Raw genomic sequence first — 17211 nt, forward strand, 5'->3', positions numbered from 1 at the left:
ATGAGTAAAATCGCGTTCATTTTTCCTGGACAGGGTTCTCAATCAGTCGGGATGGGAAAAGAATTGGCTGATCAATACCCTGAAGTACAGGAGTATTTCAATAAAGCGGACATAAGATTGGATACAAAGCTATCAACTGTTATTTTTGAAGGGCCCCAAGAGGAACTTACCCAAACGACGAATGCTCAGCCTGCTTTATTAACGACAAGCGTCGCGATTCTTGACCGTTTAAAGGCTGAAGGCATCACAGCAGATTATACGGCGGGTCACAGCTTAGGTGAATATTCCGCCCTGGTGGCTGCCGACGCCCTTAGATTTGAAGATGCGGTGTATGCTGTTCGTAAAAGAGGGGAATTCATGGAAGAAGCGGTTCCAAGTGGAGAAGGTACGATGGCTGCTGTTCTGGGCATGGCAAGGGGACCCCTTAAAGAAGTTACCGATCTTGTAACAAATGAGGGACATCCAGTTGGGCTGGCAAATTTGAATTGTCCTGGTCAGATTGTGATTTCAGGTACCGTGAAAGGTGTGGAGCTTGCTTCAGAGAAAGCGAAAGAAGCTGGAGCGAAGAGAGTCATCCCACTTCAAGTGAGTGGTCCGTTCCATTCTCAATTAATGAAACCTGCTGCAGACCAGTTTGTTTCAATCTTAGATTCAATCACGATTGAAGATGCGGCTATACCTGTCATTGCAAATGTGACGGCAAAACCTGTGACTGATGGTGAAGAAATCAAGCGTTTATTGATTGAACAATTATACTCACCCGTTCAATGGGAAGATTCTGTTGAGAACCTGCTTGAATTAGGTGTGGATACGTTTATCGAAGTTGGACCCGGAAAAGTCCTTTCAGGTTTAGTGAAGAAAGTCAATAGACGGGTGAAAACGTATGCTGTTCAAGATGAAGCATCCTTAGAACAAACCATTCAAGCGTTAAAGGAGGAAGCTTAAATGAATTTAGAAGGAAAAGTTGCCCTGGTAACCGGTGCGTCCCGGGGAATAGGCAGGGAAATTGCTCTTGAGCTTGCCCGCGAAGGCTGTAATGTTGCCGTAAACTATTCAGGAAGTGAAGCGAAGGCTAATGAAGTCGTCGATGAAATTAAAGGTTTAGGCAGAGAAGCCATTGCCGTACAATGTAATGTATCGGATAGTGAGGCTGTTCAGGCCATGGTAAAGGAAACGATTGGTCAATTCGGTTCCGTGGATATTCTTGTTAACAATGCTGGAATTACGAAAGATAATTTATTGATGAGAATGAAAGAAGCAGAATGGGATGATGTCATTAACATCAATCTTAAAGGTGTATTCCTTTGCACAAAGGCCGTTACGCGCCAAATGATGAAGCAAAGAAGCGGCAGGATCATCAACATTTCTTCGATTGTGGGTGTGAGTGGAAACCCCGGACAGGCAAACTATGTGGCTGCTAAATCGGGTGTAATCGGATTAACGAAAACAACAGCAAAAGAGTTGGCACCCCGAGGTATCACCGTGAATGCGATCGCTCCGGGTTTCATTTCAACGGATATGACGGATCAGCTGCCGGAAGATGTGCGTAATGAAATGTTAAAGCAAATCCCTTTAAGCCGCTTTGGTGACCCCAAGGATATTGCGAAGGTAGTAACATTTGTTGCTTCTGACTCAGCTGCTTATATGACAGGCCAAACCCTTCATATCGATGGCGGAATGGTCATGTAACGGCAAGGAAATAATAAATTATTGATCGTTTTCATGTATACTCTTTTCATTAGAGGCAAAATTCTCTATAATACTTGATGGGAGGTGACAAAAATGGCAGAAGTATTAGATCGTGTAACAAAAATTATCGTTGATCGTCTAGGTGTAGATGAATCTCAAGTAACTCTTGAAGCTTCTTTCAAAGAAGATCTAGGAGCTGACTCCCTTGATGTAGTTGAGCTGGTTATGGAACTTGAAGATGAATTCGACATGGAAATCTCTGACGATGATGCTGAAAAAATCGGCACAGTAGGTGATGCTGTGAACTACATAAAAGCAAACGCTTAATCGTTAGATTGAATAAAAAGATGGGCAAACGCCCATCTTTCATTCAAAACCATTTAAAACTTGGTAGAGGTCTCACCTCTACCAAGTTTATTTGTGTTCTAACATATGCAAGAAACTTTTGCGTAAATGATTTTTTTAGCATAAACTTGATTAGTATATAATGAGAACATATAGAGCAAGGTGGAGTGCCTTATGCGGAAGCAAAGTAGAAGTAAAGGAATATCCAGATATAAAAATGATGGAAAGTTCAAAACGTTTCAAGATGAAATCGGGATTCATTTTAATGATGAAAAACTGTTAAAACAAGCTTTTACTCATTCATCCTATGTGAATGAGCATCGTCGGAAGCCTTATGAAGACAACGAACGCTTAGAATTTCTTGGAGATGCCGTCCTGGAATTAACGGTTTCTCAATTTCTTTTTAAGAAGTATCCAATGATGAGTGAAGGTGAACTTACGAAATTAAGGGCAGCCATAGTATGTGAGCCGTCCTTGGTAAAGTTCTCGATCGAACTGAATTTCGGAGAGCTCATCTTACTTGGTAAAGGAGAAGAAATGACAGGTGGTCGAGAAAGACCAGCACTAATCGCAGATGTCTTTGAGGCGTTTATCGGAGCGGTATATTTGGATCAAGGGTTAGATACAGTAATTTCAATCCTTGAAAAAGTTGTCTATCCAAAGATCAATGTCGGTGCTTTTTCTCATGTGATGGATTATAAGAGCCAGCTGCAAGAACTAGTCCAGCGAGGCAGTGCAGGAATGATTGAATACAGTATTCTTGAAGAAAGCGGGCCTGCCCATAACCGTCAGTTCATTTCCCGTGTCAGCTTAAATGACGATGAATTAGGTATTGGAAAAGGCCGATCTAAGAAAGAAGCCGAACAACAAGCCGCACAGAAGGCTCTTGAGAAGCTAAAACAAAAGCTAGACGCTAAATAGGGGGAAAGAAGATGTTCCTCAAACAACTAGAAGTAATGGGGTTTAAATCTTTTGCAGAAAGAATATCCGTGGAATTTGTACCGGGTGTTACAGCTGTTGTTGGACCAAACGGCAGTGGGAAAAGCAATATTATCGACGCGATTCGCTGGGTGCTTGGCGAACAGTCTGCCAAAAGTCTACGTGGATCGAAGATGGAAGATGTTATATTTGCCGGCAGTGATTCAAGAAAAGCCCTTAACATAGCAGAGGTTACACTCGTATTGGATAATCAAGACGGAGCACTTCCGATTGATTACAGTGAAATCAGTGTCACTAGACGAGTGTACCGTTCAGGGGATAGTGAGTATTTACTCAATAAACAGCCTTGTCGACTGAAAGACATTATTGAATTATTTATGGATTCAGGCCTGGGGAAAGAAGCATTCTCCATCATCAGTCAGGGGAAAGTGGAAGAAATCCTTAATAGCAAGCCTGAAGAACGACGAACCATTTTCGAAGAGGCAGCTGGCGTATTGAAGTATAAATCTCGCAAAAAAAAGGCTGAAAATAAGTTATTCGAAACACAGGAAAACCTAAATCGAGTGAATGACATTCTTCATGAGCTGGAAGGGCAAGTAGAACCCCTTAAAATCCAAGCTTCGATGGCACGTGATTATTTAGAGAAAAAAGAAGAGCTGGAGAAGTTCGAGGTTGCCTTGACGGTCTATGATATTGAGGATTTACATAAGCAATGGGAAAAGCTCAGTGAAGAATTCGAACAACATGGAAAAGAAGAACAGGCACTTTCCACGCGTATACAAAAGAAAGAAGCGATTCTAACCCAAACCCGGGATAAAATTGCAGCTCTTGATGAGTCGATTTCAAATCTTCAGGAAGTACTCCTGGCAACAAGTGAAGAATTGGAGAAACTTGAGGGCAGGAAGCAAGTATTAGTGGAACGGAAGAAAAATTCGTCTTCCAACGAATCTCAATTAAAGCATTCGATAGAAGAAGCCAAGGAGCAAATTCAACAACTGATTTCTGAAAAAGAAAAAGCAGAAATGGAATTCAAGTCTATTGATTCAGGTGTTAAGGAACTAAAAGAACTCCTTTCAACGAAACAGAATCAATTTAAACATTATAATGAGAATATTGAAGATGTAATAGAATCCTTCAAAAGCGATTACATTGAGAAGCTGAATCAGCAGGCGTCAGCTAAAAATGAAATTCAGTACCTTGAGCAACAACTGGAACAGCAATCTAATCGAAGCGGCCGATTAGAAGCAGAGAATGAAAAATATGTCATCCAGCGCGATGAATTGCATTTGGGTCACAAAAAACTTTCGAAAGAGCTGCAATCACAAAAAGAGGTAATCGATGAGCACATATTCTTCTATCGAGAGGAACAGAAAAAGCTAGAATCGGTTAAAGAAAAATATGAAAAGCAAGAAAAAACCCTTTATCAAGCTTTCCAATTTCTGCAACAAGCAAAATCCCGTAAAGAAATGCTTGAGGAAATGGAAGAAGATTATACAGGTTTCTTCCAAGGCGTAAAAGAAGTCCTGAAAGAACGTGACGGTCTGTTAACAGGTGTTCAAGGAGCTGTTGCGGAACTGATTACTGTACCTAAATCATATGAAACAGCTATGGAAACTGCTCTGGCAGCCTCTATGCAGCATATCGTGGTCGACACTGAAGAAGATGGCCGAAAAGCCATTGCTTTCTTAAAGAAGAATCAATATGGCCGTGCTACTTTCTTACCGATGAACGTGATCAAAGGGAAATCGATACCTGATAGTCAAAAAAACATGCTGAAGGGTCATTCATCCTTTATTGGAGTTGGAACCGACCTCCTGAATTATGATCAGCGCTTCCAAATGGTGATCTCCAACCTGGTTGGAAATGTAATCATCACAAAGGATTTAAAGGGAGCTAATGAAATCGCGAAGCTTGTACAATATCGCTACCGTCTTGTAACTCTGGATGGGGATGTTGTTAATCCCGGTGGATCCATGTCAGGTGGTGCGATGAAGCAGAAAAAAAATTCTCTTCTTTCCAGAAAAGGTGAGCTTGAAGAAATGAAAGCGAAGCTTTCTTCAATGGAAACTCAGACTGAACAGCTTCAATCTCAAGTCAAATCACTCAAAGAAGAGAGCAGTTTCAGAGAAAAGAAGCTGGAAGAAATGAGAGTGAAGGGAGAGCGTCTGAGACTCAAGGAGCAAGAACTGCTTTCCCAACTTCGTGAAAATGAATTATCCCAACAGAATCTGGATGAAAGGCTTTCCCTATACGACTTGGAGAAAAAAGACTTTACGTCGGTTAAAGAAAAGCATGATTCCAGAACGAAAGAATTAAGGGAGTCCCTCAATGAGATAGGGGAAGAGATTACAAAACTCGATCAAAAGATCAGCGAACTTACTCTCCAGAAGAATAGTGAACGAACATCCAAGGACGCTTTATTGAACGAAATAAGTGATATTAAGGCGAATCTGGCCGCGCGAAATGAGCAACTGGTTAATAGTCGTAATCAATTAAATCGTGTGCAGGAAACAATCGTCGAAACAAACAAGCGAAAAGCTACTTTGCAGGATGATTTAGAATGGCTGCAGACAGAAATGAAGGATAACTTTTCAGGTGAAGAGCAGCTCGGGAAGAAGGCAGAAGAATGTGCCGTCCAAAAAGCTGAAACTTCTAACCTGATCTCTTTGCGTCGTGAAGAGCGTTTGAATCTTCAAAATAGGGTTGAAGATGAGGAACTTGAGTTAAAAGAATTAAAGCGTCAGCATAAAGGATTGGTTGGAGCTTTGAGGGACGAGGAAGTAAAGATCAATCGTCTTGATGTTGAACTTGAAAATCGACTTGATCATTTACGTGATGAGTATATGCTTTCATTTGAAGCGGCTAAGTCCGACTACCCATTAACGATCGAGGTTGAAGAAGCAAGAAAGAAAGTGAAACTTGTGAAATTGGCCTTAGAAGAGCTGGGGACCGTCAATCTCGGTGCCATAGATGAATATGAACGAGTAAAAGAACGCTACGAATTTTTAGTTGATCAAAAGAATGATTTAACTGAAGCGAAGGACACACTATATCTGGTCATCAATGAAATGGATACAGAAATGATCAAGCGCTTTGATCAAACCTTTACGGCCATTCAAGTGGAATTTGAAGGTGTATTTAAAGCCTTGTTTGGTGGTGGACGAGCTCAGTTAAAGCTGACAGATCCATCAGATCTTCTTCATACCGGGGTGGATATAGTGGCGCAACCACCTGGGAAGAAGCTGCAGAACCTGGGCCTCATGTCGGGCGGGGAGAGGGCCTTAACGGCCATTGCACTCCTATTTTCAATCCTGAAGATTCGGCCTGTGCCATTTTGTATATTGGATGAGGTAGAGGCAGCCCTTGATGAAGCAAATGTGCAGAGGTTCAGCCAATATTTAAAGAAATTCAGTGACGAAACGCAATTCATCGTCATCACTCATCGAAAGGGTACCATGGAGGAAGCCCACGTACTATACGGTGTAACGATGCAGGAATCCGGGGTGTCCAAATTGGTATCAGTCAGACTACAGGAAACAAAGGAACTACTTGAAACTTAAATAAGGGTGTGGAAAAGTGAGTTTTTTTAAGAAGCTTAAAGATAAATTTACACAGTCGAGTGATAATGTATCAGAAAAATTTAAAGATGGGTTAAGTAAAACAAGAAACAACTTCACTTCAAAGGTGAATGACCTGGTGGCCAGATACCGCAAAGTCGATGAAGAGTTCTTTGAAGAGCTGGAAGAAATCCTGATTGGAGCGGATGTCGGCTTTGATACCGTCATGGAGCTGATTGACGAACTGAAGCTTGAAGTGAAGCGAAAGAATATTCAAGACACGGAAGGTGTCCAATCTGTCATCTCAGAGAAGCTCGTAGAAATCTACCAGGGGGATCGTGAAGAAGACAGCAGTCTGAACATCCAAGACAATGAGTTAACGGTTTTATTATTCGTTGGAGTGAACGGTGTCGGAAAGACGACGACCATCGGAAAAATGGCTCATATGTTCAAGGAGCAGGGTAAGAATGTCGTTCTTGCAGCAGGAGACACATTCCGTGCAGGAGCGATCGAACAGCTTGAAGTATGGGGGGAACGTGTCGGGGTTCCGGTCATTAAACAAGCTGCGGGAAGCGATCCGGCGGCAGTTATGTTTGATGCAGTCCAATCGGCCAAAGCGAAAAAAGCAGACATATTAATATGTGACACTGCAGGAAGGTTGCAAAATAAAGTGAACCTTATGAAAGAGCTTGAAAAAGTGAAGCGAGTGATTGAAAGAGAAATTCCGGGTGCTCCTCACGAAGTATTGCTCGTTCTTGACGCAACCACAGGGCAAAATGCCATGGTACAGGCGAAGACCTTCAAAGAAGCGACAAACGTCTCAGGGATCGTCCTGACAAAGCTTGATGGTACAGCCAAAGGTGGAATCGTCCTGGCAATCAGAAACGAACTCGAAATCCCTGTTAAATTTGTCGGATTAGGCGAAAAAATGGACGACCTCCAGCCGTTTGACGCAGAAAAGTATGTATACGGCTTGTTCTCAAACCTTGTTGATAAAGAAGAAGAATAGATCTAAGAATCGATAGAGTAGCCTGATGATAGACTATAAGAAGTGGTCTTGCAGGTTACTCTTCTTTTGTTTAGGCAATCAGTTTGTTATTTTAGGTTTTCCCTCTATGAAAAATCCATAAGTATCCTTGACAAACGCCTGTAAAGACTGTATTCTTCATATGTAAAGGTTTTTCACTTAACAAGGAGGGATATCCGTGCTGGAGAAAACAACCAGAATGAATTATCTCTACGATTTTTATCAATCTTTGTTAACTCCTAAGCAAAGAAGCTATATGTCCCTCTATTATCTGGATGATTTCTCTTTAGGGGAAATCGCTGAAGAGTATAATGTTAGTCGTCAAGCAGTGTATGATAACATTAAACGAACAGAGGCCATGATCGAGGAGTACGAAGAAAAGCTTTTATTATTTAAAAAATTTCAAGAACGCAACGAGATTCTTGATCAACTCAGACAAAAAATAGAAGAACCATCAATCGATTCTTCTCATTGTTTAAAACTCATTGATGATCTTGAAATATTGGATTAGGAGGCGGCATGAATGGCATTTGAAGGATTAGCCGACCGACTGCAAGGTACAATACAAAAAATCCGTGGTAAAGGAAAGATTTCAGAAGCGGATGTTAAAGAAATGATGCGTGAAGTTCGTCTTGCTCTTCTAGAAGCAGACGTTAATTTTAAAGTGGTGAAGCAATTCGTCAAGAAAGTGAGTGAACGGGCTGTCGGACAGGAAGTCATGAAAAGTCTTACACCTGGACAACAAGTCATTAAAGTTGTTCAAGAAGAGCTTACAAACTTGATGGGTGGCGAACAAAGTCAGATTGCCGTCGCTAAACGTCCCCCGACTGTCATTATGATGGTCGGTTTACAAGGTGCAGGTAAAACGACGACCACTGGTAAGCTTGCGAATCTGCTTCGAAAGAAACATAACCGCAAACCCCTATTAGTGGCTGCCGATATTTATCGTCCCGCTGCGATCAAGCAGTTAGAAACAATCGGGAAGCAATTAAGTCTTCCGGTGTTTTCAATGGGTGATCAGGTCAGTCCGGTGGAAATTGCGAAAAAAGCCATCGAAAAGGCAAAAGAAGAACATCACGACTATGTTCTGATTGATACAGCAGGTCGACTTCACATTGATGAAACCCTGATGGGAGAGTTGAAAGAAATCAAAGAACTCTCAAATCCAGATGAAATTTTCCTCGTTGTGGATGCCATGACTGGTCAAGATGCGGTCAATGTCGCTCAAAGCTTCAATGATGCCCTTGGTATATCCGGTGTTGTTCTGACAAAACTTGATGGTGATACTCGAGGCGGGGCGGCATTATCCATCCGTTCAGTCACTGAAAAACCAATTAAATTTGTTGGGATGGGCGAAAAGATGGATGCTTTGGAAGCATTCCATCCTGAACGTATGGCGTCGAGGATTCTCGGTATGGGAGATGTTTTATCCCTTATCGAAAAGGCTCAGGCCAATGTGGATGAAGAGAAGGCCAAAGAACTGGAACAAAAAATGCGCACCATGTCTTTCACATTCGATGATTTCCTTGAGCAATTAGGTCAAGTAAGGCAAATGGGCCCACTTGATGAGTTACTCAAAATGATGCCGGGGGCAAACAAAATGAAGGGTCTGGATAAGCTTCAAGTCGATGAGAAGCAGATCAGCCATGTAGAGGCGATCATTCAATCTATGACTGGTGATGAGAAAGTTCATCCGGAAACCATTAATGCTTCCCGTCGGAAACGGATTGCCAAAGGAAGTGGAACATCCATTCAAGAGGTGAACCGGCTTCTGAAACAATTCGAGGATATGAAGAAAATGATGAAACAGATGAGCGGCATGCAAGGAAAAGGCAAGAAAAAAGGAATGAAATTCCCATTTATGTAAGCAATTCGTTCTAATTTTCATAAGAAAAATAGAACTGTTAAGAAAAAACACTTTACAAACAAAATACACATTTGATATTATACTAACTTGTGTGAAACTATTCGGAGGTGCTTTAATTATGGCAGTAAAAATCAGATTAAAACGTATGGGAGCAAAAAAGTCTCCTTTCTATCGTATCGTAGTTGCAGATTCTCGTTCACCACGTGATGGACGTCAAATCGAAACAGTTGGAACGTACAACCCGGTTGCTAAACCAGCTGAAGTGAAAATCGATGAAGAGTTAGCTCTTAAATGGTTATCTAATGGTGCTAAACCATCTGACACAGTTCGTAACCTATTCTCAAAACAAGGCATTATGGAAAAATTCCACAATGCTAAAAACAGCAAGTAATCGATTAGATCGATGAAAGATCTTATTCTAACGATTGTGAAACCCTTAGTTGACCATCCTGACGCAGTCCACATCGATTTGGATGAAGGAACGAACGGCATAACGTATAAGTTATCTGTTCATCCCGAGGACATGGGGAAGGTTATTGGGAAACAAGGGAGAGTAGCTAAATCGATTCGAACTGTGGTATACGCTGCAGCAGGATCTTCACAACAGAAGAAAATCTTTTTAGAGATAGTGGAGTAAGGTAGCTTTCATCAGCTGCCTTCTCATGAGGCATTAGACCTTCAACACTTGCTCTTTTAGAACCAGGGGACTGACCCACAAGGTTACAATATAGCCTTAAGACGTCAGTCCCCTTTTTCATAGGGGTAGGCTGCTCTGTATCTGAAGAATGACCTGCACAATCCAACACTCCCCCAAGAGGACACCCTGAGGATTCAATACGACAGAGTGGGGTGAATAGAAGGAGGAGGAAGAGCTTTGAATGTGATACATACGATTACGATTAAACAGGTGCTGACAGAAAATAGTAAGGATTTGTTGATGAAACGGTATGAAAATCAAAAGTTTCATTTAGCCAAGGAATGTGACCAGTTACAGTTTGAAATGAAAAAGATTGAACGCGGGAAGAAATACCCGTCACATAAATTAAGTCAACATTTTGAAAGAGAATTGAATGAACGGGCTGAAAAGATCAAGCTCTTGGAATTCCAAATCGAACAGTTAAATATCTTGCCTATCGGGAGCGAACTCAAGGAAAGGGAAGTCCAAGGTATGATGGACATTCAAGTTGGTGACAATTGGGAAGAGGAAACACTTTCTAAGACGATTGTAATAGAAGATGGTATTGTGAAAGAAATTCGTTAATGCAAGAGGTGAAAGCTATGGAAAAGTGGTTTAAAGTAGGGAAGATCGTCAACACCCACGGAGTTAAAGGAGAGGTGAAGATCGTTTCGACTACCGATTTCCCGGAAGAACGCTATCAAAAAGGGAACACACTTTATCTGTTTCAAGGTCAAAATAGCGAACCGATCAGTCTCGTGATCAAATCTCATAGAAATCATAAGAGCTTTGATTTACTGACCTTTGAGGGATATGAAAATATTAATGAAGTTGAGAAATTTAAAGAAGGCATCCTGAAGGTTCAAGAAGACCAATTACAGGACCTTGAAGAAGGAGAATACTATTTCCATGAAATCGTCGGCTGTAAAGTCGTTACGACTGAAGGGGAAGAATTGGGTACGATTAAAGAGATTCTGAGCCCCGGAGCGAATGACGTTTGGGTAGTGAAGGGTCAACGGGGAAAAGAACACCTAATTCCTTACATTGAGGATATTGTGAAAACCGTCGATATTGATAAGCAGCTCATCACGATTGAACCGATGGAAGGCTTATTATCATGATGAGAATCGATGTCCTATCTCTTTTCCCATCCATGTTTGAAGGAATCTTTGGTGAATCGATACTCAAGAAAGCCCATGAAAAAGAAGCTGTAAGCTATAATGTGATTAACTTCAGGGAATACGCTGACAATAAGCATAATCAAGTCGATGATTATCCGTACGGTGGAGGGGCAGGAATGGTTTTGAAGCCCCAGCCTATCTTCGATGCCGTCGACGCATTGAAGAGTGAACATCAATCAAAGCCGAGGGTCATCCTCATGTGTCCCCAAGGAGAACCCTATACTCAACAAAAGGCTGAGGAACTGGCGAAGGAAGATCATCTGGTATTTATATGTGGGCACTATGAGGGCTACGATGAGCGAATCAGGGAGCATGTTGTTACCGATGAAATTTCGATAGGAGACTATGTTTTAACTGGTGGAGAACTTGGTGCCATGGTGGTCATAGATAGTGTAGTACGCCTGCTTCCTGGCGTGCTTGGTAATGTGGATTCTCCCATTCTGGATTCCTTCTCGTCAGGACTCCTTGAACATCCCCATTATACCCGTCCGTCCGACTTTAGGGGGATGAAGGTACCAGAGGAGCTGATCTCAGGGAATCATCGTCTGATAGATGAATGGAGAGAGAAAGAGAGTCTGAGAAGAACCTTTGAAAGAAGACCGGATCTATTAGAAAGCTATACGCTCACAGATCGACAAAAAGCCTGGATAGAGGAATGGAGAAAGTCTAAATAGGCTATTGCATCCTGCCGGTCTGTGTGATATTATATTCTTTGTGGCTTGAGGGGTTATCTTCTGTTGCCATTGATCCCGATGTTCCGCTGCAATCTATCGCTTTTGTAAGAGCATCTGTTGGAAGGAGTTGAAAAAGATGCACAAATTAATCGAAGATATTACGAAAGAACAACTTCGCTCTGATCTACCATCTTTCCGTCCTGGTGATACAGTACGTGTACACGTTAACATCGTTGAGGGTACTCGTGAACGTATTCAGGTATACGAAGGAGTAGTAATCAAACGCCGCGGTGGCGGTATCAGCGAAACATTTACAGTTCGTAAAATTTCTTACGGTGTAGGTGTTGAACGTACTTTCCCAGTACACACACCAAAAATCGCTAAATTAGAAGTTATTCGTCGCGGTAAAGTCCGTCGTGCGAAACTTTATTACCTGCGTAACCTGCGTGGTAAAGCGGCACGTATTAAAGAAATTCGATAAGAACGTAAGAAAAGGAGCTTGGAGACAAGCTCCTTTTCCTTATTCTTTCAACATTCTTTCAACTGCTTTTAGTGGACAATAAAAGTAAACGTCCGGCAGAATGCCTGAATTTTTAATGAACCCACCTTTTTTTAATGAGAAATACAAGAATTTCTAGTAGAATAGAAAAAGATAGAAAAATACATTGGGTGGTGGAGACGTGGTTAAAGAGAAAAATGAGTGGTGGGAGTGGATGAAGGCCCTGTTGATCGCAGTAGGTTTAGCTGCAATTATCAGATTCTTTTTATTTGCACCCATTGTTGTCGATGGATTATCAATGATGCCTACTTTACATAATGGAGATCGAATGATTGTAAGTAAATTAGGGGAGCCGGAGCGATTTGATATCGTCGTTTTCCATGCACCTGAACAAAAGGATTATATCAAACGCGTCATCGGGCTTCCAGGGGATAAAGTTGAGTATAAAAATGATACTTTATATATAAATGGAAAAGCGTATACTGAACCATATTTACAGGAATATAAGGATCAATTAAATGAAGGTGTGTTAACAGAAGATTTCACTTTAAATGATATCATTGAAAAAGGGACAGTTCCTGAAGGGGAAATCTTTGTGATGGGTGACAATCGCCGTTTCAGCAAGGATAGCCGTCACATCGGTACAGTCCCATTAGAAGAAGTGATTGGCGACACAAAAGTGATCTATTGGCCTGTTAAAGATATAGGTTTCGTGAAATAATAGAAAAAAGTTGTTTGGAGGTGGTCATATGACAATACAATGGTTTCCAGGGCATATGGCTAAAGCTCGTAGACAAGTTACTGAGAAGTTAAAACTTGTAGACATTGTGATTGAATTAGTAGATGCGAGAATCCCGTTATCGTCAAGAAATCCAATGATTGAAGAAATTATTGGACAGAAGCCGCGTCTTGTTTTGTTAAACAAAGCAGATATGGCTGATACCAATAGAACGAATCAGTGGATTTCTTATTTTGAAGAGCAAGGAATAACAGCCCTTGCCGTGAATGCACAGGCTGGCAAAGGACTTCAAGTCATTGTCCAAGCGGCTAAAGAAATATTAAAAGAAAAGTTTGACCGCATGAAATCAAGAGGAATGAGACCTCGTGCCATAAGAGCCATGATTGTCGGTATTCCTAACGTAGGAAAATCTACTTTAATCAACCGGCTCGCTAAAAAAAATATAGCGAAAACAGGAAATACACCTGGAGTGACAAAAGCCCAGCAATGGATCAAAGTGGGGAAAGAGCTTGAACTACTCGACACGCCGGGTATTTTATGGCCAAAGTTTGAAGATCCGCAAGTTGGATATAAACTGGCATTGACCGGTGCCATTAAAGATACCATCCTGAATCTGCAGGATATCGCCGTTTATGGTTTGCGCTTTCTTGAAGAGCACTATCCAGAGCGATTAGAAGAACGCTACGGCCTTGAAGAAATACCTGAAGAAGTAGTGGATAGCTTCGATAAAATTGGAGCTAAAAGAGGCTGTCTGATGGCAGGTGGAGAAGTGAATTATGACAAGACTTCTGAAATTATCGTCCGTGATATCCGAAATGTACAATTAGGCCCCATGACGTTTGATATCATTGGAGAGACTGAGGGAGAAAGCGAATAAAAGAAGAGGCTGTAAAAAGAGGGAAACTCTTTTACGCAGCCTCTTTATTTATGTAAGGTACGTCCGATATATATAGGAGGGACAATGTGACAACAGTACATATGACCATAAAAGAAATAAAAGAAATCATCAAATCCGTTCCGGCTCAAGATCCAATCCTTGAAGATTTGAAGAAGGACGAAAGAATAGGTGTTCAAAAACTATTACAACAGATTGAACGTGAGCGTATGAAACGGGTAATGGAAAAAAAAGAATTTGAAGTACTTACTCAATACGAAAGAGAACTTCGCCAACAAGGATTCACCCTTATTGCAGGGATCGACGAAGTAGGTAGAGGTCCTTTAGCAGGTCCTGTGGTAGCGGCTGCTGTCATTCTGCCTCATGACTTCTATTTGGCGGGATTGAATGATAGCAAGAAGATAACAGAAGCAAGAAGAGAAGATTTCTATGAATACATCAGGGAACACGCAACTTCTATTGGAGTAGGGATGGTACATGCGGATGAAATCGATTCAATAAATATTTATGAGGCTACGAAGAAGGCAATGAATGAAGCGATTGTCAGCCTGCATGTACAGCCTGAGTATTTACTGATCGATGCGATGAAAATTCAATCACCATTTCCCAGTCATTCGATCATTAAAGGGGACGCCAAAAGTATATCCATTGCAGCAGCGTCCATTATTGCCAAGGTAACACGTGACCGACTGATGAAGGACTATGCCCGTAGCTATCCTGGGTACGCGTTTGAGAAGAATGCAGGATATGGAACAAAGGATCATTTACTTGGATTAGAGAAATTAGGCGTCACGCCCATACATCGAAAGAGCTTTGCACCGGTGAAGGAGATGCTATAGCCCCCTGGCATCCGGCTGAACTATACGTACTAAGGGTGCAACAATCTGAAATGGTTAGGATTCACATTGAACGGGAGATAGGGATATGACCCACATTCATGGTATTATAAATAATCAGCCCCTTGACCAAAAGCCCTTTTCCATTCAAGATGGAAAAGTTCTATACATCAGCGTCCATAAAATGCTGGGCGGGGGCAATGCAGAGGTGTCTGCACATGGACAACGCTTTATTGCGAAAGTTGAAGCTCCATTGCAGGCCGGAGAGCGATACTGGGTTGAAGTGAAACAATCAGAAAGTGGTATAAGTCTCCATTTAATCCCAAACCTCTCGCGAACTGGAGAAGAAAACGGAAAGCATATGGCAGCGAATCTATTACAGCATTTGTCCATATCAAGCAAAGGGAAAGCAATGAACGGGTTTGTTATGGAGCTAATGAAAAAGAGCATTCCTATTCATAAAGAACTGTTGATATTCGCTGAAGAGCATTTGAATGGGAAAGATTCACCAGAAAATGTGAAGGCCCTGATAGAAATGGCTAAGAGGAACATGCCCCTTTCTGACAGGGTCTTTCTCTCATTGAGATCGGAAGCTTCAACAGGCAGTTTTATATCCATGTTAAACAAGCTTGCTTCAAAGTTAAGCGGAACGGGAAGGGGTACGGCCATACTTCCTTTACTCAATGAGATCCAGAAGCCTTTAAATAGGCTGGCATCAGAAAAACTTGTGATAAATGCATTATCCAGTTTAGTTGATTCTTCCCAGCCCTTCACCGATCGATTAGGCCATTTCGATCTATTGAAATCACTTGGATTCTTTCCGGAAGAAGTCTCCATGAATCAATGGAAGGCAGGGTTAAAGACAACGATTTTAGAAGAATTGAAACAGTCTTCACAGGGGCAATTGGAAATAAAGATAGAGCTTCTAAGAAACCAATTGGAACGGCTTCCCGGTGCAGATTCCGAAAAGCTTCGAAATGAATTAAGTCAGCTTCTACCAAGGGGTTCAGACTTTCTTAAACGAACTGGTGCTCATATCGATAAGTGGATGAATAATCTACTCAGTTTAGAGAATGTATTTAATGGAGGAAAGGACGAATCTTCCATTCTGGCAGCTAAAGAGCTGATGGGAGTGGTTGGTGAGGGAAAGAAGCGGTCGATTGAGATGAACTATATCAGGCTCCTGCACTCCTGGGGGAGAGGATCACCTGTATCAAATCAGGAACGGCTATTTCATAAACTTCACCTGCAGATAGAACAAGGGCTCACAGAGACGATACGAGGGGAAGAGCTGGCAAAAGTGTTGAAGAGAGTAATTGGAACGTTTGGGATCAATCTTGAATCTCAGATGCAAAAAAACGGTCATGAACTTCAATTTCATCCTACAATTAAGCAGCATCTCATTGGATTGAGTCAAAATCACCCACTTTCAGATATTCGGAAATTAGCCGATGATCTTGTTCTCAAGATGAACCACCAGGTGCTTCAATCACATGAGAATTCTCCGTTTCTTACAATCGTTCAGCAGTTCCCACTTTATATATTTGGGCAGAGCACCGATATAACACTTCAATGGACCGGGAAGGAGAAGGAAAAAGGTGTGATAGATGGAGACTATTGCAGGGTTTTATTTTATTTAGAGCTCGGGAGCTTAAAAGAAACCTTAATTGACATGCAAGTTCAAAATCGAGTGGTGTCCTTAACCGTCTGGACTGCACACCCAAAGGCAGAAGGCCTGTCCCGTTCTTTTATCCCTGGATTAAAAGAGGGTTTAACAAAGCTGGACTATCAACTATCTATGGTGAAAGTGAAAGCTCCTGATAATCAGGCCGAGCTTTCTGATGAAATCTTGAATGAACGTTTTAAAACGTTTTCGGGGGTTGATGTGAAAATATGAAAAACCTTCATGAAAGAAAAGAAGCGATTGCTCTAGGCTATAATCAACATACTGAATCAGCTCCCAACGTCCTCGCTAAAGGCAAGGGAATCATTGCTGAAAACATTTTAACTCAAGCAAAAGACCATCAAATACCGGTACAAGAAGACAAGAGCTTACTGTCGCTTCTCGGGAACCTGGATATCGGGGAGTCCATACCAGAAGAATTATATGGTGCTGTAGCGGAGGTTTTTGCTTTCATCTATCGATTAGATCGGGATATAGATGGGAAGGGATAATTTCTTTGCCAATCTAATATACTTCATGTCACCAAACGGCATGAGCACGCATTAGAATCGTAAATTATATTTTTTAAGAATAATAATTTTAGTGATAATCCCTTTAAGAACA

At 41.5% G+C, this 17211-nt stretch carries 19 protein-coding genes; all 19 read left to right on the plus strand.

The genetic code is table 11. The features are described 5' to 3' along the window. The 19 genes from fabD (at position 1) to ACCB35_RS09315 (ending at position 17099) form a co-directional block, all read left to right on the plus strand. Entirely contained in the window at positions 1-945 is a 945-nt protein-coding gene (fabD, locus tag ACCB35_RS09225) for an ACP S-malonyltransferase (protein WP_374056625.1), read from the plus strand. Continuing rightward, complete coding sequence (gene fabG, locus ACCB35_RS09230; RefSeq protein WP_044337426.1) at positions 946-1689, plus strand: 3-oxoacyl-[acyl-carrier-protein] reductase; 744 nt, start codon at positions 946-948, stop codon at positions 1687-1689. It abuts the gene before it with no gap. Positions 1690-1782: 93 nt separating this feature from the next. Then, positions 1783-2016, plus strand: coding sequence for an acyl carrier protein (acpP, locus tag ACCB35_RS09235; RefSeq protein ID WP_032088865.1), 234 nt, complete (start codon positions 1783-1785; stop codon positions 2014-2016). Between the two features lie 192 nt (positions 2017-2208). After that, entirely contained in the window at positions 2209-2955 is a 747-nt protein-coding gene (rnc, locus tag ACCB35_RS09240; protein ID WP_374056626.1) for a ribonuclease III, read from the plus strand. Between the two features lie 11 nt (positions 2956-2966). Beyond that, the gene (smc, locus tag ACCB35_RS09245) at positions 2967-6533 is read left to right on the plus strand and encodes a chromosome segregation protein SMC (RefSeq protein WP_374056627.1); all 3567 of its coding nucleotides are present in this window, start codon (positions 2967-2969) and stop codon (positions 6531-6533) included. A gap of 16 nt (positions 6534-6549) precedes the next feature. Beyond that, positions 6550-7539 carry a signal recognition particle-docking protein FtsY gene (gene ftsY, locus ACCB35_RS09250; RefSeq protein WP_374056628.1) on the plus strand — a complete coding sequence of 330 codons (990 nt, stop codon included), beginning with the start codon at positions 6550-6552 and terminating at the stop codon, positions 7537-7539. A 217-nt stretch (positions 7540-7756) separates the two neighbouring features. Continuing rightward, the gene (locus tag ACCB35_RS09255) at positions 7757-8068 is read left to right on the plus strand and encodes a putative DNA-binding protein (RefSeq protein ID WP_371928757.1); all 312 of its coding nucleotides are present in this window, start codon (positions 7757-7759) and stop codon (positions 8066-8068) included. Positions 8069-8080: 12 nt separating this feature from the next. Next, positions 8081-9424, plus strand: coding sequence for a signal recognition particle protein (ffh, locus tag ACCB35_RS09260; RefSeq protein WP_374056629.1), 1344 nt, complete (start codon positions 8081-8083; stop codon positions 9422-9424). A 118-nt stretch (positions 9425-9542) separates the two neighbouring features. Then, positions 9543-9815 (plus strand): 30S ribosomal protein S16, encoded by a 273-nt coding sequence (gene rpsP, locus ACCB35_RS09265; protein WP_032088859.1) that lies wholly within the window; start codon positions 9543-9545, stop codon positions 9813-9815. A 12-nt stretch (positions 9816-9827) separates the two neighbouring features. Beyond that, positions 9828-10061 (plus strand): KH domain-containing protein, encoded by a 234-nt coding sequence (locus ACCB35_RS09270; protein ID WP_044337421.1) that lies wholly within the window; start codon positions 9828-9830, stop codon positions 10059-10061. 237 nt (positions 10062-10298) lie between these two features. Further along, entirely contained in the window at positions 10299-10685 is a 387-nt protein-coding gene (locus ACCB35_RS09275; RefSeq protein ID WP_044337420.1) for a YlqD family protein, read from the plus strand. Between the two features lie 17 nt (positions 10686-10702). Next, positions 10703-11221 carry a ribosome maturation factor RimM gene (gene rimM, locus ACCB35_RS09280; protein WP_374056630.1) on the plus strand — a complete coding sequence of 173 codons (519 nt, stop codon included), beginning with the start codon at positions 10703-10705 and terminating at the stop codon, positions 11219-11221. Then, entirely contained in the window at positions 11221-11955 is a 735-nt protein-coding gene (gene trmD / locus ACCB35_RS09285) for a tRNA (guanosine(37)-N1)-methyltransferase TrmD (RefSeq protein WP_172655660.1), read from the plus strand. The genes rimM and trmD overlap by 1 nt, the downstream gene beginning before the upstream one ends. Positions 11956-12091: 136 nt before the next feature. Then, the gene (gene rplS, locus ACCB35_RS09290; RefSeq protein WP_032088854.1) at positions 12092-12436 is read left to right on the plus strand and encodes a 50S ribosomal protein L19; all 345 of its coding nucleotides are present in this window, start codon (positions 12092-12094) and stop codon (positions 12434-12436) included. A gap of 199 nt (positions 12437-12635) precedes the next feature. Then, complete coding sequence (gene lepB, locus ACCB35_RS09295) at positions 12636-13175, plus strand: signal peptidase I (RefSeq protein ID WP_044337417.1); 540 nt, start codon at positions 12636-12638, stop codon at positions 13173-13175. A 28-nt stretch (positions 13176-13203) separates the two neighbouring features. Next, positions 13204-14070, plus strand: a complete 867-nt coding sequence (gene ylqF / locus ACCB35_RS09300) for a ribosome biogenesis GTPase YlqF (RefSeq protein WP_374056631.1) — start codon at positions 13204-13206, stop codon at positions 14068-14070. A 101-nt stretch (positions 14071-14171) separates the two neighbouring features. Continuing rightward, on the plus strand, positions 14172-14927 hold the full coding sequence (locus ACCB35_RS09305; protein ID WP_374056983.1) for a ribonuclease HII: 756 nt from the start codon (positions 14172-14174) through the stop codon (positions 14925-14927). A gap of 85 nt (positions 14928-15012) precedes the next feature. After that, positions 15013-16821, plus strand: a complete 1809-nt coding sequence (locus ACCB35_RS09310; RefSeq protein WP_374056632.1) for a hypothetical protein — start codon at positions 15013-15015, stop codon at positions 16819-16821. Then, a complete protein-coding gene (locus tag ACCB35_RS09315; protein ID WP_374056633.1) occupies positions 16818-17099 on the plus strand; it encodes an EscU/YscU/HrcU family type III secretion system export apparatus switch protein in 282 nt (93 codons plus the stop codon). The genes ACCB35_RS09310 and ACCB35_RS09315 overlap by 4 nt, the downstream gene beginning before the upstream one ends. Positions 17100-17211 lie beyond the last annotated feature (112 nt).

Source organism: Rossellomorea sp. FM04394, assembly GCF_041889765.1.
GTDB classification, from domain to species: Bacteria; Bacillota; Bacilli; order Bacillales; family Bacillaceae_B; genus Rossellomorea; species Rossellomorea aquimaris_B.

Excerpts from the sequence above, each read along its gene's own strand:
- fabD (WP_374056625.1), top strand. The coding sequence starts at position 1 with ATGAGTAAAATCGCGTTCATTTTTCCTGGACAGGGTTCTCAATCAGTC.
- fabG (WP_044337426.1), top strand. The coding sequence starts at position 946 with ATGAATTTAGAAGGAAAAGTTGCCCTGGTAACCGGTGCGTCCCGGGGA.
- acpP (WP_032088865.1), top strand. The coding sequence starts at position 1,783 with ATGGCAGAAGTATTAGATCGTGTAACAAAAATTATCGTTGATCGTCTA.
- rnc (WP_374056626.1), top strand. The coding sequence starts at position 2,209 with ATGCGGAAGCAAAGTAGAAGTAAAGGAATATCCAGATATAAAAATGAT.
- smc (WP_374056627.1), top strand. The coding sequence starts at position 2,967 with ATGTTCCTCAAACAACTAGAAGTAATGGGGTTTAAATCTTTTGCAGAA.
- ACCB35_RS09255 (WP_371928757.1), top strand. The coding sequence starts at position 7,757 with ATGAATTATCTCTACGATTTTTATCAATCTTTGTTAACTCCTAAGCAA.
- ffh (WP_374056629.1), top strand. The coding sequence starts at position 8,081 with ATGGCATTTGAAGGATTAGCCGACCGACTGCAAGGTACAATACAAAAA.
- rpsP (WP_032088859.1), top strand. The coding sequence starts at position 9,543 with ATGGCAGTAAAAATCAGATTAAAACGTATGGGAGCAAAAAAGTCTCCT.
- ACCB35_RS09270 (WP_044337421.1), top strand. The coding sequence starts at position 9,828 with ATGAAAGATCTTATTCTAACGATTGTGAAACCCTTAGTTGACCATCCT.
- rimM (WP_374056630.1), top strand. The coding sequence starts at position 10,703 with ATGGAAAAGTGGTTTAAAGTAGGGAAGATCGTCAACACCCACGGAGTT.
- trmD (WP_172655660.1), top strand. The coding sequence starts at position 11,221 with ATGAGAATCGATGTCCTATCTCTTTTCCCATCCATGTTTGAAGGAATC.
- rplS (WP_032088854.1), top strand. The coding sequence starts at position 12,092 with ATGCACAAATTAATCGAAGATATTACGAAAGAACAACTTCGCTCTGAT.
- ylqF (WP_374056631.1), top strand. The coding sequence starts at position 13,204 with ATGACAATACAATGGTTTCCAGGGCATATGGCTAAAGCTCGTAGACAA.
- ACCB35_RS09305 (WP_374056983.1), top strand. The coding sequence starts at position 14,172 with ATGACCATAAAAGAAATAAAAGAAATCATCAAATCCGTTCCGGCTCAA.
- ACCB35_RS09310 (WP_374056632.1), top strand. The coding sequence starts at position 15,013 with ATGACCCACATTCATGGTATTATAAATAATCAGCCCCTTGACCAAAAG.
- ACCB35_RS09315 (WP_374056633.1), top strand. The coding sequence starts at position 16,818 with ATGAAAAACCTTCATGAAAGAAAAGAAGCGATTGCTCTAGGCTATAAT.